The sequence below is a fragment of the Streptomyces sp. NPDC002076 genome, assembly GCF_053593835.1.
This window is the reverse complement of the sequence record NZ_JBSFDI010000003.1, coordinates 45,241-67,652: the sequence shown is the minus strand read 5'-3', so window position 1 is coordinate 67,652 and position 22,412 is coordinate 45,241. Positions and strand designations below refer to the sequence as shown.

The 22,412-nt window shown below is 72.1% G+C and carries 14 protein-coding genes; 8 read left to right on the top strand and 6 right to left on the bottom strand.

Translation table 11 applies throughout. The features are described from left to right. Window positions 1-9: 9 nt before the first annotated feature. Together ftsX and ftsE are read right to left on the bottom strand one after the other, a co-directional pair. The gene (gene ftsX, locus ACWCQS_RS07485) at window positions 10-927 is read right to left on the bottom strand and encodes a permease-like cell division protein FtsX (protein ID WP_451003573.1); all 918 of its coding nucleotides are present in this window, start codon (window positions 925-927) and stop codon (window positions 10-12) included. Window positions 928-961: 34 nt separating this feature from the next. Continuing rightward, window positions 962-1,651, bottom strand: coding sequence for a cell division ATP-binding protein FtsE (gene ftsE / locus ACWCQS_RS07480; RefSeq protein WP_031159396.1), 690 nt, complete (start codon window positions 1,649-1,651; stop codon window positions 962-964). 236 nt (window positions 1,652-1,887) lie between these two features. Between ftsE and ACWCQS_RS07475 the strand changes: the two genes are divergently transcribed. Continuing rightward, window positions 1,888-2,079 (top strand): hypothetical protein, encoded by a 192-nt coding sequence (locus tag ACWCQS_RS07475; RefSeq protein ID WP_360160477.1) that lies wholly within the window; start codon window positions 1,888-1,890, stop codon window positions 2,077-2,079. A gap of 122 nt (window positions 2,080-2,201) precedes the next feature. Here ACWCQS_RS07475 and ACWCQS_RS07470 read toward each other — a convergent pair whose 3' ends face one another. The 4 genes from ACWCQS_RS07470 to ACWCQS_RS07455 all read right to left on the bottom strand — a co-directional run bounded on the left by ACWCQS_RS07470 (window position 2,202) and on the right by ACWCQS_RS07455 (window position 7,631). Next, window positions 2,202-3,083 carry a hypothetical protein gene (locus tag ACWCQS_RS07470; RefSeq protein WP_451003572.1) on the bottom strand — a complete coding sequence of 294 codons (882 nt, stop codon included), beginning with the start codon at window positions 3,081-3,083 and terminating at the stop codon, window positions 2,202-2,204. A 297-nt stretch (window positions 3,084-3,380) separates the two neighbouring features. After that, on the bottom strand, window positions 3,381-4,487 hold the full coding sequence (prfB, locus tag ACWCQS_RS07465) for a peptide chain release factor 2 (RefSeq protein ID WP_450985015.1): 1,107 nt from the start codon (window positions 4,485-4,487) through the stop codon (window positions 3,381-3,383). A 76-nt stretch (window positions 4,488-4,563) separates the two neighbouring features. Beyond that, complete coding sequence (locus tag ACWCQS_RS07460) at window positions 4,564-5,790, bottom strand: serine/threonine-protein kinase (RefSeq protein ID WP_451003571.1); 1,227 nt, start codon at window positions 5,788-5,790, stop codon at window positions 4,564-4,566. 158 nt (window positions 5,791-5,948) lie between these two features. Next, complete coding sequence (locus ACWCQS_RS07455) at window positions 5,949-7,631, bottom strand: serine/threonine-protein kinase (RefSeq protein WP_451003570.1); 1,683 nt, start codon at window positions 7,629-7,631, stop codon at window positions 5,949-5,951. Between the two features lie 357 nt (window positions 7,632-7,988). On the opposite strand from ACWCQS_RS07455, the gene ACWCQS_RS07450 reads away from it, so the two are divergent. The 7 genes from ACWCQS_RS07450 (at window position 7,989) to ACWCQS_RS07420 (ending at window position 22,397) form a co-directional block, all read left to right on the top strand. Next, complete coding sequence (locus ACWCQS_RS07450) at window positions 7,989-11,552, top strand: FHA domain-containing protein (RefSeq protein ID WP_451003569.1); 3,564 nt, start codon at window positions 7,989-7,991, stop codon at window positions 11,550-11,552. Window positions 11,553-11,724: 172 nt separating this feature from the next. Next, window positions 11,725-13,110 carry an ABC transporter substrate-binding protein gene (locus ACWCQS_RS07445; protein WP_451003568.1) on the top strand — a complete coding sequence of 462 codons (1,386 nt, stop codon included), beginning with the start codon at window positions 11,725-11,727 and terminating at the stop codon, window positions 13,108-13,110. Between the two features lie 7 nt (window positions 13,111-13,117). Continuing rightward, a complete protein-coding gene (locus tag ACWCQS_RS07440; RefSeq protein WP_451003567.1) occupies window positions 13,118-14,464 on the top strand; it encodes a carbohydrate ABC transporter permease in 1,347 nt (448 codons plus the stop codon). Further along, on the top strand, window positions 14,461-15,369 hold the full coding sequence (locus ACWCQS_RS07435; RefSeq protein ID WP_451003566.1) for a carbohydrate ABC transporter permease: 909 nt from the start codon (window positions 14,461-14,463) through the stop codon (window positions 15,367-15,369). The genes ACWCQS_RS07440 and ACWCQS_RS07435 overlap by 4 nt, the downstream gene beginning before the upstream one ends. Window positions 15,370-15,525: 156 nt before the next feature. Next, window positions 15,526-17,766 (top strand): bifunctional glycosyltransferase/CDP-glycerol:glycerophosphate glycerophosphotransferase, encoded by a 2,241-nt coding sequence (locus ACWCQS_RS07430; RefSeq protein WP_451003565.1) that lies wholly within the window; start codon window positions 15,526-15,528, stop codon window positions 17,764-17,766. Window positions 17,767-17,918: 152 nt separating this feature from the next. Further along, a complete protein-coding gene (locus ACWCQS_RS07425; protein ID WP_451003564.1) occupies window positions 17,919-20,120 on the top strand; it encodes a bifunctional glycosyltransferase/CDP-glycerol:glycerophosphate glycerophosphotransferase in 2,202 nt (733 codons plus the stop codon). 6 nt (window positions 20,121-20,126) lie between these two features. Further along, window positions 20,127-22,397, top strand: a complete 2,271-nt coding sequence (locus ACWCQS_RS07420; RefSeq protein WP_451003563.1) for a bifunctional glycosyltransferase/CDP-glycerol:glycerophosphate glycerophosphotransferase — start codon at window positions 20,127-20,129, stop codon at window positions 22,395-22,397. Window positions 22,398-22,412: the final 15 nt, after the last annotated feature.

Genomic DNA, 22,412 nt, shown 5'->3' with positions numbered 1-22,412 from the left:
TGGCATGCGTCACACCTTCAGGTACTTGCGCAACGCGAAGAACGCGGCAAGTGACGGCATGAGAACGCTCGTTGCGAGGATCAGCGGCAGCTTGGTCAACACCGCGTCCCACCCCACGAAGTTGATGAGAGTCAGCTTGTGGGCGAGGTCCATGCCGTGGTCGATGGTGAAGTACCGGCCGACCACCAGGGCCACACAGGCGAGGCCGCCGCCGATGAGGCCGGCGACCGCGGCCTCGGCGATGAACGGCGCCTGGATGTAGAAGCCCGAGGCACCGACCAGACGCATGATCCCGGTTTCCCGCCGACGGCTGAACGCCGACACGCGCACGGTGTTGACGATCAGCAGCAGCGCGACGATCAGCATCATCGCCATCACGCCGAGCGCGCCCCGGTTCATCAGGTTCAGCAGCTGGAAGAGGTTGTCCAGGATGCCCTTCTGGTCCTGCACGGACTGCACACCGGCGCGCCCGTTGAAGGCGGACGCGATCACCTGGTACTTCTGCGGGTCCTTGAGCTTGATCCGGTACGACTCCTGCATCTGGTCCGGCGTGAGCGAACTGGCCAGCGGGGAGTTGCCGAACTGCTCCTTGTAGTGCTTGTACGCCTCGTCCTGCGACTCGTACGCCACCTTCTCGACGACCGGCATCTTGTGCAGGTCCGAGAGGATCTGCTTCTTCTGGTCCTCGGTCACCGCGCCCTTGGCGCAGTTGACGTCCGAGTCGGCGTCGTGCTTGTTGCACAGGAAGATCGAGACGTTGACCTTGTCGTACCAGTAGCCCTTCATGGTGCTCACCTGGTCGCTCATCAGCAGCGAGCCGCCGAAGAGCGCCAGGGACAGGGCGACGGAGACGATGACGGCGAAGGTCATCGTCAGATTGCGGCGGAGACCGACACCGATCTCCGACAGGACGAACTGGGCGCGCATGGCGTCTTGTCGAGCCTTTCCGTCGTGAACTTGCTTAGTGCTGGTAGCCGTAGACGCCGCGGGCCTGGTCGCGGACGAGGCGGCCCTTCTCCAGCTCGATGACGCGCTTGCGCATCTGGTCCACGATGTTCTGATCGTGCGTCGCCATGATGACCGTGGTGCCCGTCCGGTTGATGCGGTCGAGCAGCTTCATGATGCCGACGGAGGTCTGCGGGTCGAGGTTGCCGGTGGGCTCGTCGGCGATCAGCAGCTTGGGCCGGTTGACGAAGGCCCGCGCGATGGCCACGCGCTGCTGCTCACCACCGGAGAGCTCACCGGGCATCCGGTCCTCCTTGCCGCCGAGCCCGACGAGATCGAGCACCTGCGGCACGGATTTGCGGATCTCGCCGCGGGACTTGCCGATGACCTCCTGGGCGAAGGCCACGTTCTCCGCGACGGTCTTGTTCGGCAGGAGCCGGAAGTCCTGGAACACCGTCCCCAGCTGGCGGCGCATCTGGGGCACCTTCCAGTTGGAGAGGCGCGCGAGGTCCTTGCCCAGCACGTGCACCTGTCCGTGGCTGCACCGCTCCTCGCGGAGGACCAGCCGCAGGAAGGTGGACTTTCCGGAGCCGGAGGACCCCACGAGGAACACGAACTCGCCCTTCTCCACCTCCAGGGAGACATCCCTGAGCGCGGGGCGGGTCTGCTTGGGGTAGACCTTGGAGACGTTGTCGAATCGGATCACGGATGCACCACGGGTCGCCGGGGGTAGATGAGCGTGACCATACGCGAACCGGGTGCGCAAGTGCAGTCGCAGGTCGAGGTTGGGTAAGGCTTGTACGTTTTTGTACCGGCAGCTGCCCTCTCTCGGCTCTCCGAGGCCCCGCGCAAGCTCCCCGGGAACCTGGCACAGTGGAGGGGGAACGTTCTCGTTCCCATGAGCGTTGTATGAGTGATGGCCGGTGCAAGGAGGGCGAGCGCATGACGTACGACCGGTTGGTGTGCGCGAACTGCGCGGCGCCCGTGAGCGAGGGCCGGTGCCCGGTGTGCCGTGCCAACCGCGAGCGGCTGCAGCAGGAGGGTTTCCTCGGCGGAGTGAACCCGATGGCGCTGATCGCCCTGCTGGCGGTGCTGATCGCCGCGCTGGCGCTGCTGGCGCATCAGACCGCGTAGGACGCCGGGTCATCAGAACGACCGCGTAAGAAAAGCCTCAGAAACCCGTCAGGGCCCGGAGCATCAGGCTCCGGGCCCTTCGGTGTGCGCATCGCGCGCGCTGCGTGACCGTACGGCTACGCTCAGGCGGCCGCGCCGCCCCGGCCGTTGACCAGACGCGGCAGGATGCGGAAGCCGATGCCGCCGGCGATCATCGTCGCGGCGCCGATGACCAGGAACGCGGTCTGGCCGGCACCGGTCTCGGCGAGCTGCTTGTCGCCGCCCTGCGCCTGGGTGTCGGAGCCGGTGTCGGTGAGGGTCGAGGACCCTTCCTCCTGCGAGGCGTTGTCGTTGCCGCCGCCCTGCGGGGTGTCGTTGTTGCCGCCGGTGCTGGAGGAGCCACCGGTGCTGCTGCCGCCGGTGCTGGAGGAGCCGCCGTGTCCGCCGGTGCCGCCACCGTTGCCGGAGCCACCGTTGCCGGAACCGCCGTTCCCGGATCCGCCCTCGGTGCTGCCCTGGGTGGAACCTTCGGTCGACCCCTGGGTGCTGCCCTGCGTCGAGCCCTGGGTGGAACCCTGGGTGCTGCCCTGGGTCGAACCCTGGGTGCTGCCCTGGGTCGAGCCCTGAGTGTCGCCCTGGGTCGAGCCCTGAGTGTCGCCCTGGGTCGAACCCTGGGTGTCACCCTCGGTGGCCCCGAGGGACGTGCCCTGGGTGTCGCCCTGGGTGGTGCCCTGGGTGTCGCCCTGGGTCGAACCCTGGGTGTCGCCTTCGGTCGACCCCTGGGTGGACCCCTGGGTCGTCCCCTCGGTCACGCCCAGAGTGGCACCCTGGATGTCACCCTCGGTCGTTCCCTGGGTCGACCCGTCGGTGTCATTGCCGTCCGTGGTGACACCGAGGCTGATCGGACCCGCCTGGACATTGAGGTCCAGGGCGGAGGCCGCGCCGGCCGCGGTCAGTGACGCACCGGCCGCGATCACGGCGCCGGCGGCTATCCGCGCGACCCGGATTCGCGTCTTCTTCGTCATATGGTTGCTACCCCCAGTAGCTGTTCGTCAATGAGGCGCGCATGGGGCGTTGCCGTGATCGACGGGAGGCAGCCGGTGACGAAGTCCGCGTCAACTCATTCCCCCGGTTCACATGCGCCCCTTGAGTACGCATGCCGCACTTCACCCTTCCGATTTTTCAAAGCAACGTCAAGGCCGTTGCGGGCGCGATGTCCCATCGGGGGGCGTTTGTAGTGAGTTGAAGCCTGTGAGTGTGATGTAAAACCCAGACAAAAGACAACTGCCGCCTCCCGGGCGGCAGTTGTCATGTCGACAAAGCTACTTCTCCTGCTGCTTGCGCCAGCGAATACCGGCCTCCAGGAATCCGTCGATCTCACCGTTGAACACGGCCTCGGGGTTGCCCACTTCGTACTCCGTCCTCAGGTCCTTGACCATCTGGTACGGGTGCAGCACGTAGGAACGCATCTGGTTGCCCCAGGAGTTGCCGCCGTCGCCCTTGAGGGCGTCCATCTTGGCCTGCTCCTCCTGCCGGCGGCGCTCCAGCAGCTTGGCCTGGAGGACGTTCATCGCCGTCGCCTTGTTCTGGATCTGCGACCGCTCGTTCTGACAGGAGACGACGATGCCGGTGGGGAGGTGGGTGATGCGGACCGCGGAGTCGGTGGTGTTCACGCCCTGGCCACCGGGACCGGAGGAGCGGTACACGTCGATCCGGAGGTCGCTCTCGTCGATCTCGACGTGGTCGGACTGCTCGACGACGGGCAGCACCTCCACACCGGCGAAGGACGTCTGGCGGCGGCCCTGGTTGTCGAAGGGCGAGATGCGCACGAGGCGGTGCGTGCCCTGCTCGACGGAGAGGGTGCCGTAGGCATACGGCGCCTGGACGGCGAAGGTGGTCGACTTGATGCCCGCCTCTTCGGCGTACGACGTCTCGATGAGCTCCGTCTTGTAGCCGCGCTGCTCGGCCCAGCGCAGGTACATGCGCTGGAGTCGCTCGGCGAAGTCGGCGGCGTCGACGCCACCGGCCTCGGCGCGGATGTTGACGAGCGCCTCACGGGAGTCGTACTCACCGCTGAGCAGCGTCCGGACCTCCATCTCGTCCAGCGCCTTGCGCACCGCGGTCAGCTCGGACTCGGCCTCGGCGCGGGTGTCCGGGTCGTCCTCCTCCTCGGCCATCTCGAAGAGGACGGCGAGATCGTCGATCCGGCCGCGCAACGCCTCCGCCTTCCTGACCTCGGCCTGGAGGTGGGAGAGCTTGCTGGTGATCTTCTGCGCCTCGTCCGGGTTGTCCCAGAGGGACGGCGCGGCCGCCTGCTCCTCGAGCACGGCGATGTCTGCCCTCAGCTTGTCGAGGTCCAGGACGGCCTCGATCGACTCCATGGTCGAGGAGAGGGACTTCAGCTCTTCGGATACATCGACGACTGCCACGCCTTCAAGCGTAACGGCTGTGGCAACCTTCCCCGGCCGAGCTGCACCCGGTACCGCGGTCGCCCCCCTGGGTGGGTCACGGGGTCGACGTGCTGTGGGTGTTCTGCGGCGTGTCCGAGTCCCCGTCGGCGGACGCCAGCCACGCGCCGACGCCCACGACGGCGGCCAGGACCACTCCGGCCACTCCCAGAGTCACCCGGCGCCGCCGCACCGCGGCCCTGTGCCGGGCCGAACCCGGCCGGGGCGCACCGCTGGCCCGGGGAGCGCGAGCGGTCCCGTGCGCGCCGCCCGCGAGCTCGTCCGGCCCCGGCACCCGCATCGAGGTGTGCGTGTCCCGGTTGGAGTCCGGCTTGGCGCCCGGCACCAGCGACACCGCACCCCGCCGTCGCACCGGCTCACCATGCGCGGGCGCCGGCCCCGGCTCCTCCGCCGCCGCGCCCTCGGAGGGCTCCGGCTCGTCCACGTCCAGCGGCGGCAGTCCGGCCAGCGTCGGCAGCTGCTCCCGCAGCCGGGCCGCCAGCTCGGAGGCGCGCAGCCGGGACGCGGGCGCCTTGGCCAGGCACTGCACGATCAGCTGCCACAGCTCCTCCGGGATACCGGGCAGCGGTACGACGGTCTCGGTGACATGGCGGCGCAGGACCGCGCCGGGGTGGCCTCCGCCGAACGGGGTGAAGCCCGCGAGCAGCTCGTACAGGACCGTCGCCAGGGCGTAGATGTCCACGGACGCGCGCGGCGGCAGGCCCTCGACGATCTCCGGGGCCAGATAGTCCGGCGTGCCGATGATCTTCGTGGCCCGGGTCCGCTTCGGCGAGTCGATCAGCTTGGCGACGCCGAAGTCCGTCAGCAGGGCGGGGTGGGAGCCGCCCGGACCCAGCGGTCCCTGCATGTCGAGGAGGACGTTCTCGGGCTTGACGTCCCGGTGGACGACCCCGGCCGCGTGGGCCGCCGCCAGCGCGTCGGCGATGTCGGCGGCGATCGCCACGGCCGCCTCGGGGGCGAGCCGGCGCTCGCGCTCCAGCCGGGTGCGCAGGTCGGTGCCGCGCACGAGGTCCATCACCAGGGCCAGGTCGTTGCCGTCGACCACCAGGTCGCGCACGGTGACGATGTGCGGGTGCTCCAGGCCGAGCAGCGCGGTGCGCTCCTGGACGAAGCGTCCGACGAGCTCCTGGTCGGAGGCGAGGTCCTCGCGCAGCAGCTTGATCGCGACGGGACCCTCCGGCCCCTCGCCCAGCCACACCGTGCCGGCGCTGCCCCGCCCGAGGATCTGGTTCGCGGTGTACCGGCTGCCGATCTTCCGTGCCAAGACTGCTCCTACCAGACGCGTGTTGCCGACAAAACTACGCGTCCGAGGAGCCAACCTTCACCGCGGAGACGGAAATCACCCGCCAGGTGTCGACAAATCCGCAAACTCGTGGTCGCTCACCGCGAGTTCGCGCGATCGGCCGCCACGCGTGCGTGCGGTCAGTTGCCGCCGCCGGAGGAGCCGCCGAGGTTCTTGGCCCACTTGCTCACCTGGCCGACCCAGTGGCTCACTTCGTGCCAGTAGCTCCGCCCCTGGCCGATCCAGGTGTGCACCGGGGTCAGCTCATAGATCATCCAGCTCGCCACGACCAGGATGACGATCGTGAACAGGCAGCCCTTCAGGCAGCCGAGCCCCGGGATCTTCATCGGGTTGGCGCTGCGCTGCCGGGGCGCCCGGGGCTCGCGCGCGGGCCGCTGCGGCTCCGGCGCGGGCGGCGCGTACCGCTGCGGCGCCTGCGGCGGGGCGTACTGCTGGGGCTGTTGCTGCGGCGCATAGCCGTACCCCTGCTGGTACCCCTGCTGCCGGCCGCGCGGCTGCGGCTGCTGCGGGCGCGCCTGCGGAGCCTGCCGCTGCGGCTGCTGAGGACGGGCCACCTGCCGCTGGGGCCGGTGGTGCAGCGGATCGTCCTCCGGGGACAGGTACTGGATCTGCGTCTGCTCGTTGCGGTCGCGGGCGGCGCGCAGCTGGGTCTGCCAGGGGTGCGGCTGCTCGGGCTGCTGCCCCTGCGGGCCGGTGTTCGGCAGCACCGCCGTCGGGTCCGCCGCGCCCGTGCTCGGCAGTACGGCGGTCGGGTCGGCGGCGCCGGCGGGGCCGCCGGTGTGCGGCAGCACGCTGGTCGCGGCGTTGGGGTCGTACGCGCCCTGGGGGCCGGTGTTCCGCAGTACCTGGGTGGGGTCGGCGGCGCCGGGGACGCCCGGGACGGCGGTCGGGGCCGGGTCGGGTGCGAGCAGCGCACCCACGCCCTCGGCGGCGGCGATCTGCGCCGCGTTCGCGTGCACGCCGATGCCCTCGGCGACGACCCTGAGGCCCCGCGCCAGGTTCTCGGCGCTGGGCCGTTCGTCGGGGTTCTTGCGCAGGCAGCGCTCTATGACCGTCCACAGCGGGTCCGGGACGGTGGAGGGGCGGCGCGGCTCGGCGCTCAGGTGCTGGTGCAGCACCTCCAGCGCGGTGCTGCCGGCGAACGGCGGGCGGCCGGTGACCAGCTCGTACAGCAGGATGCCGGCGCCGTAGATGTCCACGGCGGAGGTCTGCGGGCGGCCCTCGGCGGACTCCGGCGCCACGTACGCGGGCGTGCCGACGAACTCCTGGGTGCGGGTCAGGCCCGGGGAGTCGGCGAGGCGGGCGATGCCGAAGTCGGTCAGCATCGGGTGCATCTGGCCGCCGGCCTGCATGAGCAGCACGTTGGCGGGCTTCAGGTCGCGGTGGACGACACCGTCGGCGTGGCTCGCGGCGAGCGCGTCGGCGATCTGCGCGGTCATCAGCGCGGCTGCGACCGGTGTGAGGGGGCCGTTCTCGCGCAGGTAGCGGTGCAGGTCGGGGCCGTCGACGAGGTCCATCACCAGGGCGAGCAGATCGCCCTCGACGACCAGGTCGCGGACCCGGACGATGTTCGGGTGGGTGAGGCGGAGCAGGACGGAGCGCTCGCGCAGGAAGCGCATCACGATGTCCGGGTCGCTCGCCAGCTCTTCCTTCAGGACCTTGATCGCGACCGTCTCGCCGGGCTGCCCGGGTACGGCCGCCTCGGCGCCCGCGGTCTCGCGCTGGCGGGCACGCCAGACGGTGCCTGTGGCGCCGCGTCCGAGCGGCTCCTCAAGCAGGTACTTGCTGCCGACTGGCCGCACGTCACGCGCTCCCTGCTGCTTGCTGATGCTTGCTTGCCTGCGTTCCGGTTGTCGTTCCGGTTGCTCCGGACCACTGTAGTGCCGCCCTCGTCGGCACCACGTGTCGACGGAAAGACGCGCTTCCCGGTCTCCTGGTTGCCGAAGCCGGACGTGACCGATCTCAAGTGATCGCCCGTGCACCACTGGTCAGGCACTTTTGGGGGCAGAGCCGACCAATCAAGATCACTTGGTGCCGGGTTCCGGGCGCGTTGTCAGTGGCAGGTGCGAGGATGCCTTCCAGTACTGGCCGACGTGCTCGTGTGGGGTGGGGGGTAGTCCGTCCCGCGCAGACCCGCGCAGAAGGGACCGCTGACGCCGATGCAGATCCGGCTGACCGTCGTAGACCCGCTGGGCCCGCCCCCGCAGCGGGGCCGCGCCGCGAGCCGCGACGTGCTGGTCACGGCGCCCACGGGCACGGACCTGGCCGCGGTCGCGTCGGCGCTGGCCGGCGCGGTCACCGGGGAGGGCCGCGACACCGGCGGCGCGCCGGTGCTGTACGCCGGCACCGACCGGCTCGATCCGCGCCGCTGCACCCTCGGCGAGCCCCCGCTGGTCGACGGCGCGGTGCTGTCCCTGGGCGCGCCGGCGGCCGCCGAGCCGCATCCCGAACTCGACGACGCGCCGACCCAGCTGCATGTCGTCGCGGGCCCGGACGCGGGCGGGGTCCATCTCCTGCACGGCGGCCGGATCACCGTGGGCCGCTCGGCCGACGCGGACGTGCCGCTGGACGACCCCGACGTGTCCCGGCTGCACTGCGCGGTCACGGTCGGCGCGGACGGGCGCGTGTCGGTCGCCGACCTCGGCTCCACGAACGGCACGACGCTGGACGGGGTGCCGGTGGGCGAGCGTCCGGTGCGGGTCCCTGCCGGCGGCTTGCTGCGGATCGGGGAGTCGGCGCTTCGGGTTGCTCCGTCCGGGGGACCGGGAGCACGGACGGTCGCCGACGGTGAGGGGTGCCTTCGGGTCGTCCGGGACGCGTTGCCGGGTGCCGGTGGTCCCGGTGGGGGTGACGCGCCCTCGGCGACTGCCGGTGCCAGTGGTGTGAGCGGACCGACGTCCGCAAGTGCCGAAGGCGCCTCCGAGATCGGGCAGCACAGCTACGGCTCGGGTGGCTGGGGTACCTCGGGCAGTGGGGGCCAGGAGCATCGGCGGGGGTCGGCCGTGGTGCCTGGGCAGGGCGGGGCGCCCCGGATCGAGAGCGCGTCCGGTGCCGCTTCCGGCGGAGACACGCACGCGGGGCGCTTCGGAGTCGGGGAGACGGACGGGGAGCCGCTGGACAGCGGGCGCAAGGCCACCCCCCTGCACGGCATCGACGCCCCGCAGGGCGCACGCCGGCGTGGCCTCGGCGCCTGGGCGCGCCGGCTGGCCGGTGCGCGTGGCGAGCAGTCCACCGGTCCCGAGGCCTACGACGGCACCGACACCCGTACCGTCACCGGCCCGGCGGCCACCGCGCCGAAGCAGCCCGAGACCTGGCCGGATCCGGCCGCACTGCTGCTGACGGCACTCGGCCCCGGGTCCCGGCTGTGGGAGCGCGGGCCCGGTCACCCGGAGACGCTGACCGTGCGGCTCGGCACGGCGGACCGGAGCGCGCCGGACGGCTCCGGCCCGGTGCCCGCGGTGCCCGTGACGGCGGCGCTGCGCGAGGCGGGCGCGCTGGGCCTGGCCGGTCCGCGCCCCCGGTTGTCCGGGCTGACCCGCGCGGTGCTGGCCCAGCTGGCCGCGCTGCACTCGCCCGACCTGCTGGAGATCGTGCTGATCAGCGCCGACCGCTCCCGCCCCGTGGAGGAGCGCACGGCCGAGTGGTCCTGGCTGGGCTGGCTCCCGCATGTCCGGCCCGGGCACGGCCAGGACTGCCGGCTGCTGCTGGCCTACGACCGCGAGCAGGCGGCGGCCCGCACGGAGGAGCTCCTGCGCCGGGTCGACGACCACGCCGCGACCGGCCGAACCGCGGCGCACCCCACCCGCACCGCGACACCCGGCATCGCACCGGGCGCCCCCGCGCACGGCCAGCAGTCCGGTGCCACCCAGGCCGCCCGCTTCGAAGCGGGCGGGGCCACGAGCGACCGCGGCGCCACCCTCACCCCGGGCACACAAGCCCAGGGCCTCGTCTCCGGCCACCCCGGCACCCCCGCCGAGGCCTTCGGCCCTCCCGCGCAGGTCCCGGCCGAGAGCGCGCCCGCCGAGTGGGCCACCACCCCCAGCACGGCCGGCGCCCCGTCACAGGGACCCGCCCCCACCTCCCCTCCCCACACCGGCACCCGCCCGCCGGCCACCCCCTCGACCCCCGTCCGCCGCCCCTCCTGGGCCAAGGAGGACGCCGAGGTCGGCGCGAGCAGTGGTTTCGCCGGGCCCTACACCGTCGTCGTCGTGGACGGAGACCCCGGCGGCAGCGCGCTGCGGGACGCGGTCGCACGGCTGGCCGTGGCCGGGCCGCGGGCCGGGATCCACGTGGTCTGTCTCGCCGAGACCGACCCCGCCTCGCCCGCCTCCCCCGTGACGCGGACGTACGAGGCGGCGTGCGCGGTGACGCCGACGTTCCGGCACTGCGGTGCCGTGGCGCTGCTCAGCGGGGATGTCGCGACGGCCCTGCGCCTGCTGCGAGTGGCGCCGGGCGGACCCGTCGGACCGGGAACGCTCGCCGCCGTGGACGCCGTGTCCGTCGCCTGGGCGGAGCGGTTCGCCCGGGCGCTGGCGCCGCTGCGGCCGGACGGCCCGGCCGGCGAGCGGGACACACGCGTGGCGACGCCCCTGCCGCAGTCGGCGCGGCTGCTCGACGAGTTGGGGCTGGCTCGGGCCACCCCGGCGTCGCTGATGGCGCGCTGGGCCGACGCGGCCGACGACACCCAGGCGCTGGGCGGCCGGGCGCGGGCCATACTCGGTGCCGGGCCGCGCGGGCCGCTCACCGCCGACCTGGTGGCCGACGGACCGCATCTGCTGGTCGAGGGGCCGGCCGGCAGCGGTCGTACGGAGTTGCTGCGGGCCGTGGTGGCCTCGCTGGCCGCCGCCGAGCGGCCGGACCGGCTGGGCCTCGTGCTGATCGACGGCCGGGACGGGGTCGGCACCAGCCCCGCGCACGGTGAGGGACTACGCGGATGCACCGACATACCGCATGTCACCACCCACCTCGTCGCCAACGACCCCGTGCGCATGCGGGAGTTCGCCCAGTCGCTGGCGGCCGAGCTGAAGCGGCGCGCGGAGCTGCTGGGGCGGACGGACTTCGCGCAGTGGCATGCGGGCCAGGCGGTGTCCGGCCGTATCGTCGCCCAGCGCACCCCGGCCCCCGCCGGCGGTGACGTAGAGGCGCCGCCCAGCTCCACCCTGCGGCTGCGGCCGGGCGGGGCCACGCGGCAGCGGGACGGGGCAGCGCCGCCGTTGCCGCGGCTCGTGATCGTCGTGGACGACCTGGACGCGCTGGTCTCGCCCCCGCTCGGCTCGCCGGGCCGGCCCGCCGCCGGTTCGGTGATGCGCGCGCTGGAGGCGGTGGCCCGGGAGGGCGAGCGGCTCGGGGTGCATCTGGTGGCGGCTGCCGGGACCGGCGGTCGTACGGCGGAGACCGAGCCCGCGCGGCGGGCGGCCCTGCGGGTCGTGCTGGACGCTGCGCAGCAGGGACCGGCCGAACCGGCGCCGGGGCGTGGGCGGCTGGCGTACGCGGACGGGCGGGTCGTCGGTTTCCAGGGCGGCCGGGTGACGGGCCGTATCCCGCGTACCGCGACCCAGCGGCCCACGGTGGTCCCGCTGGACTGGCAGCGCATGGGCGACCCCCCGGCCCGCCGGCCCGTACGGGAGCTGGGCAACGGCCCGACCGACCTGGCCCTGCTGGCGAGCGCGGTGCAGCGGGCGGCCCGGGAGGTGTCGGCGGCGGAGGTGCCGTCCCTGCTGTAGCCGGAGACACTGTTGTAACCAGGAAGGCCGCATACACCCCCGGTCACGAGCCGGTCACGATGCGCCGCTCGACGCCGCAGGCGCTCTTGCCGCCCCTGAGCGGCCCGGCGTAGACCGGACCGCACGGGACACGCTCGACGACGTTCAACGAGGAACGACGAACGGGGAAGTGATGCGCACCCACAGCAGCAGCACCATCCGGACAAAGAGGACCGTCACCGCACTCGCCGCTCTGCTCACGGGAGCCCTCGCCCTTTGCGCCTGCTCCAGCAGCAAGGACAACGGCGACAAGGGCAGCGGCGGGAAGACCGGCGGGGCCACCGGCTCCACCGTCACCCTGCCGAAGCTGAACGGCACGAACCTGGAGATCGCCGCCGTCTGGACCGGTCAGGAGCAGAAGAACTTCAAGCAGGTCCTGGCCGAGTTCGAGAAGCGCACCGGCGCGAAGGTCACCTTCGTGCCCGCCCAGGACCCGATCATCAACTTCGTCGGTTCGAAGATCGCGGGTGGCCAGCCGCCGGACGTGGCCATGCTGCCGCAGCCCGGCGCCATCAAGCAGGCCGTGCAGCGCGGATGGGCCAAGCCGCTCGGGCCGGACGCCCTGAAGGAGCTGCAGAAGAACTACTCCCAGGGCTGGCAGGACATCGGCAAGGTCGGCGGCAAGCAGTACGGGATGTACTACAAGGCCGCCAACAAGTCGCTGATCTGGTACAACGCCAAGGTCTTCGAGAACGCGAACGCCAAGGAGCCGAAGACCTGGAAGGACTTGCTGGGCGCCGCGCAGGCAGTGTACGACTCCGGTGTCACGCCGTTCTCGGTGGCCGGCGCGGACGGCTGGCCGCTGACGGACTGGTTCGAGAACGTGTATCTGTCCCAGGCGGGCCCGGAGAAGTACGACCAGCTCGCCCAGCACAAGATCAAGTGGACCGATCCGTCAGTGAAACAGGCACTGACCACGCTGGCGCAGATCTGGGGCAAGAAGGACTATCTCGCGGGCGGCCAGGACGGCGCACTGCAGACGGAGTTCCCGGCCTCGGTCACCCAGACCTTCACCGGCGGCGACCAGCCGAAGTCCGCGATGGTCTACGAGGGCGACTTCGTACAGGTCAACATCGGTGAGACCAAGGCGAAGGTGGGCACGGACGCGAAGGTGTTCCCGTTCCCGGCGGTCGGCTCCACCGCGCCGGTGGTCTCCGGCGGTGACGCGGCGGTGGTCCTGAAGGACTCCAAGGCGGCCCAGGCCCTGGTCACCTTCCTCGCCTCCCCGGACGCGGCGACGATCGAGGCGAAGCTCGGCGGTTTCCTCTCGCCGAACAAGAACGTGCCGATCTCGGCGTACCCGAACGCGGTGCAGCAGAAGATCGCCAAGGCGCTGATCGCGTCCGGCGACGACTTCCGCTTCGACATGTCCGACCAGACACCGCAGGCCTTCGGCGGCACCCCCGGCAAGGGTGAGTGGAAGGACCTGCAGGACTTCCTGAAGAACCCGACGGACGTGGCGGGCACCCAGGCGAAGCTGGAGAAGGACGCGGCGGCCGCGTACGGAAGCGGGAGCTGATCCGGCCATGGCGTCGGCGGCAACGGCGGCGGGGGCCCCACCGGGTCCCGCCGCGCCCCGCAGTCGTAGGAGCGTGACCGGCACCCGCAGGACCGTGGCAGCCCTGTTTCTGCTGCCCGCCCTGGTGCTCCTCGGCGCGCTCGTGGTCTACCCGATCGGGTACTCGGTCATCCGCAGCTTCTACAACGCCTCCGGCGACGGTTTCTCCGGCGTCGACAACTACAGGACGCTCTTCACCGACGACGGCATCCGCACCGCCCTGAAAAACAACGTCATCTGGGTGGTGTTCGCGCCCACGGTCTCCACCGCGCTCGGTCTGGTCTTCGCGGTGCTGACCGAACGGGTGCGCTGGGGTACGGCGTTCAAGCTGGTCGTCTTCATGCCCATGGCGATCTCGATGCTGGCGGCCGGGATCATCTTCCGGCTGGTGTACGACCAGGATCCGCACAAGGGCGTCGCGAACGCGGTGTGGGTGGGCGTCCACGACACCTTCGCACAGTCGTCGGCGTTCCCGAAGGCCCACCCGGGCCGCGAGTCGCCGCTGGTCGCGCAGAACGGCGGCTTCATCACCAAGGCCACCGTCCACGCCGGCCAGGCGGTCACCCTCCCCCTCGTCGGCGTCGCCCCGGACCAGATGCCGGACAGCGCGAAGAAGGCCGTGGCCGCCAGGCCCGAGCCGGGGAAGATCACCGGCACCACCTGGCAGGACTTCACGCGCGGCAAGGGTGTCGGCCGGCTCGGCGCGCCCGACCCGTCCGAGCTGGGCTATGCCGGGATGCGGATCGAGGCGGTGAAGGACGGCAGGGTGGTCGCCTCCGCCAAGGCCGCCGGCGACGGCACCTTCACACTGCCCGCCTCCGCCGACGGGGCCCGGCTGCGGCTCCCGGCGAGCAACTTCAAGGAGCCGTACAACGGCGTCGAGTGGCTCGGCCCGGCGCTGGTCACCCCGGCGATCATCGGGGCGTACGTGTGGATGTGGGCGGGCTTCGCGATGGTGCTGATCGCGGCCGGGCTCGCGGGCGTGCCCCGGGAGCTGCTGGAGGCGGCGCGGGTGGACGGCGCCAACGAGTGGCAGGTGTTCCGCAGGGTCACCGTGCCGCTGCTCGCGCCGGTCCTCGCGGTCGTCACCGTCACGCTGATGATCAACGTGCTGAAGGTGTTCGACCTCGTCTACATCATCGCGCCGGGCTCCTCCCAGGACGACGCCGACGTGCTCGCCCTGGAGCTGTACCGCAAGGGCTTCGCGGAGAACCAGCCGGGCGTCGCGAGCGCGATCGCGGTGCTGCTGCTGGTGCTGGTGATCCCGGTGATGGCGTTCAACATCCGTCGGCTGAGGCGGGAGGTGCGGCGATGACGGCGACCGCCGGAAGCATCGGGAAGGTCGGGCCCGTCCAGACGGTGAAGGCGCGGCAGTCCCTCGGCTCGAAGATCGCCGAGAGGCTGAGCGGCGGCCTGGTCCGGGTGTTCCTGATCGTCGTGGGCCTGTTCTGGCTGGTGCCGACGTTCGGTCTGCTCATCTCCTCGCTGCGCGCGCCCGAGGACATGAGCGCGAGCGGCTGGTGGAAGGTGTTCACCAAGCCGTCCCAGCTGACCTTCGACAGCTACCGCAAGCTGCTGGAGAACGGCGACATCACCCACTCCCTGTGGAACACCGTGCTGATCACGGTCCCGGCGACGCTGCTGGTCGTCGTGGTCGGCTCCCTCGCGGGCTACGCGTTCGCGTGGATGGAGTTCCCGGGCCGGGACTGGTGGTTCCTGGGAGTGGTGAGCCTGCTGGTGGTGCCGGTGCAGGTGGCGCTGATCCCGATCGCCGAACTGTTCGGCAAGGTCGGCCTGTTCGGGACGATCCTCGGGGTGATCCTGTTCCACACCGGCTTCGGACTGCCGTTCGCGGTGTTCCTGCTGCGGAACTTCTTCGCGGAGATCCCGCGCGAACTGCTGGAGGCGGCCCGCCTCGACGGCGCCGGTGAACTGCGGCTGTTCGCCCGGGTGGTGATGCCCCTCGGCGGGCCGGCGATCGCCAGCCTCGCCATCTTCCAGTTCCTGTGGGTGTGGAACGACATGCTGGTCGCGCTGGTGTTCACCAAGTCGGGCACCCAGCCGATCACGGTCGCGCTGCAGACGCAGGTACGGCAGTTCGGCAACAACATCGACGTGCTGGCACCCGGTGCGTTCATCTCCATGGTGATCCCGCTGGCCGTGTTCTTCGCGTTCCAGCGGCAGTTCGTGTCCGGGGTGATGGCGGGCGCGGTCAAGTAGCCACGGCCACCGGCTGCGACGAGGGCGGGCCTTCCCGGGCCCGCCCTCTGGCGTTCACCTGATGTCCCCCATATGCCGCATGAACCGTAACCAATTCACACCATCGGCCGTTTCCGGTCAGAACCCCCGCGCCGACCGACGACCCATGGATGCCCCTTGCCCAGGTTCAGTGTCATTGTCCCCGCGTACAAGGTCCAGGCGTATCTCTCCGAGTGCCTGGACTCGGTGCTCTCGCAGTCGTATCCCGATCTGGAACTGATCGCCGTGGACGACTGCTCACCGGATGCCTGCGGGGCGATCATCGACGAGTACGCGGCCCGCGATGCGCGCGTGCGGCCCGTGCACCTGGCCGAGAACCAGGGGCTCGGGCGGGCCCGGAACGCCGGCCTGGCCGAGGCGACCGGTGACTACCTGGTCTTCCTGGACAGCGACGACACCCTCACCCCGGACGCGCTGCGCTCGATGGCCGACCGGATCAAGGAGTCCGGCGAGCCCGACGTCCTGGTGTACGACTACGCGCGCACCTACTGGGACGGCCGGGCGGTGCGCAACCAGCTGTCCGCCCCGCTCACCGAGCAGGGCCCGGCGCCGTTCCGCCTGGAGGACCGGCCGGGGCTGCTCCGGGTGCTGATGGTGGCCTGGAACAAGGCGTGCCGGCGGGAGTTCGTGGCCGGCCATGGTTTCACCTTCCCGCCGGGCTACTACGAGGACACCCCCTGGACCTTCCCGGTGCTGATGGCGGCGGAGTCGATCGCCACCCTGGACCGGGTGTGCGTGCACTACCGGCAGCGCCGGCAGGGCAGCATCCTCGGCACCACCAGCCGCAAGCACTTCGATCTCTTCGAGCAGTACGACCGGGTGTTCGCGTATGTCGAGGCCCATCCCGAACTGGCGCGGTGGCGGCCGGACCTGTTCCGCCGCATGATCGACCACTACGCCACGGTGTTCGCCAAGCCGGACCGGCTGCCGCGCGGCAGCCACGGCGAGTTCCTGCGCCGGGCCCGCGCCCACTACCGCCGCTACCGGGTCCCCGGCACCCGGATGCGGCGGCGCAACGTCCTGGTCCGCTTCGGTCTGCACCGCACCTTCCGTGCGTTCCGGCTGGTCTCGGCGGCGCGCCGGCGCATGTCCAAGGCGGTGCTGAAGCTGGTCCGCGCCGTGTGGACCGGAGTGCTGCGGCTGCACTACCGGATCCAGCTGCGGCTGCCCGTCCGCACCGACCGGGCGGTGTTCACCTCCGGGGCCGGCCGGGGCCATGGCGGCGACCCCGGCGCCCTGGAGGAGGCCTTCCGCACCCACGCCCCGCACATCCGCACCGCCTGGATCGCCCGCCCCGAGCACCAGCACGCGGTCCCGCCCGGCCCGCGCCGGCTGCGGCCCGGCAGCGCCGCCTACTGGACGGCGCTGGCCCGCGCCAAGTACCTGGTCACCGACGACGTGCTGGACCGGGACCTGCGCAAGCGGCCCGGACAGATCCTGGTCCAGACCCGGCAGGGCACTCCGCTCAAGCACATGGGCCTGGACCTCCAGGAGCGCCCCGCGGCGGCCCGCGACACCGACTTCGCCGAACTGCTGCGCGGCGTCGACCAGTGGGACCTCGTCCTGTCCGGCAACCGGCACTCGACCCTGACCTGGGAGCGCGTCTTCCCGGGCCGCTACACCACGCTGGAGTACGGCGCCCCGCGCAACGACGTCTTCCAGCGGGCGACCTCAGCGGACGTGACCCGGCTGCGAGAGTCGCTGGGCATCCCGGAGGGCTCGGTGGCGATCCTGTACGCGCCGACCTTCCGCGATCATCTGCGCACCCAGCGCCCGCTGCTGGACCTGGAGCGGATCGTGCGCCGTCTCGGCCCGCGCTTCGTGATCCTGGCCCGACCGCACCCCGTACACGGCGGCGGCCCTCTGGGCACGGGCGGCCGGATCATCGACGTCGGTGACCGTCCGAGCGTGCAGTCCCTGTGTCTTGCCTCGGACGTGCTGGTCACCGACTACTCGTCGATCATGTTCGACTACGCCGGCCTGGACCGGCCGATCGTGGTCCACACCGGCGACTGGGAGGCATACCAGGCGGCCCGCGGTACCTACTTCGACCTGCGTGCCTTCCCGCCGGGCGCGGTCGCGCGCAGCGAGGACGAGCTGATCGACATCTTCGCGACCGGTCAGTGGCGCGGCTCGCGCTCGGCCCAGCTGCGGGCGGCGTTCCGGCAGCGCTTCTGCCCGTACGACGACGGACACGCCGCCGAGCGGGTCGTACGGCATGTGGTGCTGGGCGAGACGGGTCTGCCGCCGGTGGTGCCGCTCCAGGAGCGCAAGCCGGTGCCGTCGGCCTGCGCGCGCTCGCCGCTGGCCACCGTGCCGCAACCTGCCGGTCCCCCTTCCGTCACCGAGAGGTGCTGAACGGCGTTGGTCCCTCCGGGAGTCCCCGTGCCCCTCGGCTCGACGCGGCCCACCCCGAGCCGGCCCTCCACCTGGCGTCCGGCGGGGCGGCCCGGTCGCATGGCAGGTCTCGTCCGCAGGACACGCGTCCGCAAGACAACAGAGAGAACAGCATGCCCCGCTTCAGCATCATCGTCCCGTCCCACGGGGTCGCCGCCCGGCTGGCCCAGGCGCTGGACTCGGTCCTCGGCCAGTCGTTCGGCGATCTGCAGCTGATCCCGGTCTGCGACGCCCCCGACTCCCCGGCCGCCGCCGTGGCCGCCGGACACGCCGAGCGGGACTCCCGGGTGACCCCGGTCCACTCGCCGCCGTCCGCCGGTCTGAGCGGGGCGCGCAATGCCGGGATCCGGGCCGCGACCGGCGCGTATGTGCTGTTCCTCGACGGCGACGACCTGCTGCTGCCGGGCGCGCTCGCGGCGCTGGACGCCCGGTTGACCGAGACCGCCGACGTGGACGTGCTCTATGCCGAGCACGAGCGCGCCCCCTGGTGGGAGGGCGAGCCGACCAACCCGGCCAGGCCCCTGTTCGCCGGTGCCCCGAAGAGCGCCTTCGCCCCCGCCGACCTGCCGGAGCTGACCGGCGTGCAGCTCCCGGCCTGGAGCGCGGTCTACCGCCGCAGCTTCCTCACCGAGCACGAACTCACCTTTCCGGACAGCCACTTCACCGACCTCGGCTGGGGCGGGCTCACCACGCTCGCGGCCGGGCGGATCGCGGTGCTGCGCCGGGTCGTCGTACGGCACCGGCTGCGCCGGCAGGGCAGCCGGCTCAATCTGCCGGGGCCGCACCAGCACGACCTGCTCGACCAGGTGGAGCTGGTGCTGACCCGGGCCGCCGAACAGGAGCTGCCCGCCGAGCGGGCGCGCGCGCTCTTCGAGCAGCTGTTCACCTGTGTGCTGAAGACCGCATCCCGGCCGGAGCGGCTGCCGTCCGGGCACCGGGCGTTCTTCCGCCGCGCCGCCCGGCTCTACCGGCGCCACCGGCCGGCCGGTTTCCGGGCGCCGGACGGCAGCCTGGGCGTGCAGCACCGGCTGCTGGCGACCGGGGCGTACAGCGTCCGGGCGTTGCGCGGCGCCAACCAGCTGGCCTCGAACGCCGCCGAGCGCCTGCCGCGCCCGCGCGCGGTGCGCACCCGGCTGCGCTACGTCCGCGATCTGCGCCGCCCGCTCGACGAGAACCTGGCCGTGTACTGCGCCTACTGGGGCCGGGGCTACGCCTGCAACCCGGCCGCGATCCACGCCAAGGCCCGCGAACTCGCCCCGCACATCCGCGCGGTGTTCCTGGTCGAGGCCGACCAGGCGCACACGATGCCGGAGGACGTGGAGCACGCGGTGATCGGCTCCCGGCGCTACTGGGAGGTGCTGGCCCGGGCCAAGTACCTGGTCAACAACGCCAACTTCGCCGAGGGGATCGTCAAGCGCCCCGGCAGCGTGCACCTCCAGACCCAGCACGGCACCCCGCTGAAGACGATGGGCGTGGACCAGTCGACGTACCCGGTGGTGGCGGCGCAGTCGGGCAGCTTCACCAGGCTGCTGGGCCGGGTGGACCGCTGGGACTTCAACCTCTCCGCCAACCGCCACTCCACCCAGATGTGGGAGCGCGCCTTCCCCGGCTCCTGGGAGGCGCTGGAGTACGGCTATCCGCGCAACGACGTCTACTACACGGCGACCGCCGAGGACGTGGCGCGGATCAGACGGCGGCTGGGCGTCCCGGAGGGCAGCACGGCCGTCCTCTACGCACCCACCCACCGCGACCACCACACCGGCTTCGAGCCCGGCCTGGACCTGGAGGCCTTCTGCGAGGCGGCCGGCGAGGACGTCGTCGTACTCCTGCGCGCCCACTACTTCTACGACCAGGGGCGGCTCGGCCGCGGCGACGGCCGCGTCATCGACGTCACCGCGCACCGCTCCTCGGAGGACGTGTGCCTGGCGGCGGACGCGCTGGTCACCGACTACTCCTCGATCATGTTCGACTACGCCAACCTGGACCGGCCGATCGTCGTGTACGCCGACGACTGGGAGGTGTACCGGGAGACGCGGGGCGTCTACTTCGACCTGCCGGCCGAGCCGCCGGGACCGGTCGCGCGCACCCCGAAGGAGCTGGCCGCCGTCTTCCGTGACGGCTCGTACGCGGGCGCAAAGGCCGCGGCCCTGCGGGCCGCGTTCCGGGAGCGGTTCTGCGAGTTCGACGACGGCCGGGCCGCCGAGCGCGTCGTACGGCGGGTGCTGCTCGGCGAGCCGCCGGAGGCGGTCCCGCCCGTGATCCCGCTCGCACAGCGCGTCCCCGCCCCGGCCGCCGCGACCCTCGTGAGGAGCTGACCCGCCGTGCCCCGCTTCAGTCTGATCGTGCCCTGTTTCAAGGTGCAGGGCTTTCTGCGCGAGTGCCTGGACTCGGTGCTGCTGCAGTCCTTCGGCGACTTCGAGCTGATCGCCGTGGACGACCGCTCCCCGGACGGCTGCGGCGCGATCCTCGACGAGTACGCCGAGCGCGATCCGCGCGTGCAGGTGCTGCACCTGCCGGAGAACGTGGGCCTCGGCCGGGCCCGCAACGCCGGGATGCCGCACGCCACCGGCGACTACCTGTTCTTCCTGGACAGCGACGACACCCTCACCCCGGGCGCGCTGCGGGCGATCGCCGACCGGCTGGCGGAGGCCGCGGACCCGGACGTGCTGGTCTTCGACTACGCGCGCACCTACTGGTGGGGCGGCACCCGTCGCAACGCCCTGGCCGAGGTGCTCGCCGAGGCCGGCCCGGACACCTTCACCGCCGACGGGTTCCCGCGGATCCTGGACCTGCTGATGGTGGTGTGGAACAAGGTCTACCGGCGGGAGTTCGTGGCGTCGGAGGGCTTCGCGTTCCCGCCGGGCTACTACGAGGACACGCCCTGGACCTTCCCGGTCATGCTCAGCGCCCGGCGGATCGCCGCGCTGGACCGGATCTGCCTGAACTACCGGCAGCGCCGGCAGGGCAGCATCCTGTCCACGACCAGCCGCAAGCACTTCGACATCCACGACCAGTACGAGCGGGTCTTCGCGTTCGTCGAGCAGCACCCTCGGCTCGCGCACTGGCGGCCGTATCTGCACCGCAAGATGGGCGAGCACTGCCTGGACATCCTCGCCAAGCCGGACCGGCTGCCGCCCGCCGACAAGGCCGAGTTCTTCCGGCGCACGCGGGAGATGTTCCGGCGCCACGAGCCGGCGGAGGGCGCCCTGACCGACGGCGAGACCGGCCTGCTGGAGGGCTCCTGGACGGCGTACCGGATCAGGCGGCAGGCGGCGCGCGCCGGGGAGGAGGCGGCGCGCCGTGCCGGTCTGGTCCGGGACGTGGCCGCCGCGCGGGCCCGCTCCGGCTGGGCGGCCGTGCATGCGCACCGGCCGCTGGACCCGAACCTGGTCGTCTACTCGGCGTCCTCGCACCGGGGCATGCTGGGCGACCCGGCCGCCGTGTACGCCAAGGCTCGGAAGATCGCCCCGCAGTTGCGCGGGGTGTGGGTGGTGAAGGACGAGGAGACCGCCGCCCGGCTGCCGCCCGAGGTGGAGCACGTGGTCCTGGGCTCCCGGCGCTGTCTGGAGGTCACGGCGCGGGCGAAGTTCTTCGTGAACGACGTCAACTGGCCCGGCACGATCGCCAAGCGGCCCGGCAGCGTGCACATCCACACCCACCAGGGGACCCCGCTGAAGTACATGGGCGCCGACCTGCTGGACAAGCCGGGCGCCCGGCTCGGCCTCGATGTGCCGCAGATGCTGCGCCGGGCCGACCGCTGGGACTACAGCCTGGTCGCCAACCGCCACTCCGAGCTGGTCTGGGAACGGGCCTACCCCTGCCACTTCACCTCGCTGCGCACCGGCAGCCCGCGCAACGACGTGCTCGTGAACGGCGGTGCCAGTGACTTCCGGCAGCGGTACGGCATCCCGGAGGCGGACACGGTCGTGCTGTACGCGCCGACCCGCCGGGACTACCGGCGCAGCGGGCATGTGGACCGGATCGACCTCGCCCGGTTCGCGGCGGACCTGGCCGAAAGCCTGGGCGAAGGCAGGGGTGGGCTGCGTGGCGAAGGCCAGGACGGGGGCCGGGGCGGGGGGCTCACGCTGGTGGTCCGGCTGCACCCGTCGCTGGCGACCGGACCCGCGCGCGGGATGGGGCTGGCCGAGCTGGCCCGGCGCGGGATCGTGGTCGACGCGACCGACGAGCCGAGCGTCGAGGACGTCCTGCTCGCGGCGGACGTGCTGGTCACGGACTACTCGGGGGTGATGTTCGACTACGCCTGTCTGGACCGGCCGATCGTGGTGCACGCCGACGACTGGCCCGCGTACGCGGCGAGCCGGGGCGCCTACTTCGACATCACCGCCGAGCCGCCCGGCCATGTCGCCCGCTCCTACCGCGAGCTGGCCCGGCTGTTCGCCTCGGGGTCCTGGCGGGACGAGGAGTCGGCGCGGCTGCGCGCGCTCTTCCGGGCCCGGTTCTGCGAGTTCGATGACGGCCGTGCCGCCGAGCGGGTCGTACGGACGCTGCTGCTCGGCGAGCCGATGACCGGCCCGGGTGAGGTGCGGATCCCGGGTCAGGCGGCCGGCCAAGGCACGCTGACGTCCGCGTAGGGCGCGGGGGTGCCG

Bases quoted from the DNA above. Each gene is read 5' to 3' on its own strand.
- ftsX (WP_451003573.1), bottom strand. From the start codon at position 927: ATGCGCGCCCAGTTCGTCCTGTCGGAGATCGGTGTCGGTCTCCGCCGC.
- ACWCQS_RS07475 (WP_360160477.1), top strand. From the start codon at position 1,888: ATGACGTACGACCGGTTGGTGTGCGCGAACTGCGCGGCGCCCGTGAGC.
- ACWCQS_RS07470 (WP_451003572.1), bottom strand. From the start codon at position 3,083: ATGACGAAGAAGACGCGAATCCGGGTCGCGCGGATAGCCGCCGGCGCC.
- ACWCQS_RS07450 (WP_451003569.1), top strand. From the start codon at position 7,989: ATGCAGATCCGGCTGACCGTCGTAGACCCGCTGGGCCCGCCCCCGCAG.
- ACWCQS_RS07445 (WP_451003568.1), top strand. From the start codon at position 11,725: ATGCGCACCCACAGCAGCAGCACCATCCGGACAAAGAGGACCGTCACC.
- ACWCQS_RS07440 (WP_451003567.1), top strand. From the start codon at position 13,118: ATGGCGTCGGCGGCAACGGCGGCGGGGGCCCCACCGGGTCCCGCCGCG.
- ACWCQS_RS07435 (WP_451003566.1), top strand. From the start codon at position 14,461: ATGACGGCGACCGCCGGAAGCATCGGGAAGGTCGGGCCCGTCCAGACG.
- ACWCQS_RS07425 (WP_451003564.1), top strand. From the start codon at position 17,919: ATGCCCCGCTTCAGCATCATCGTCCCGTCCCACGGGGTCGCCGCCCGG.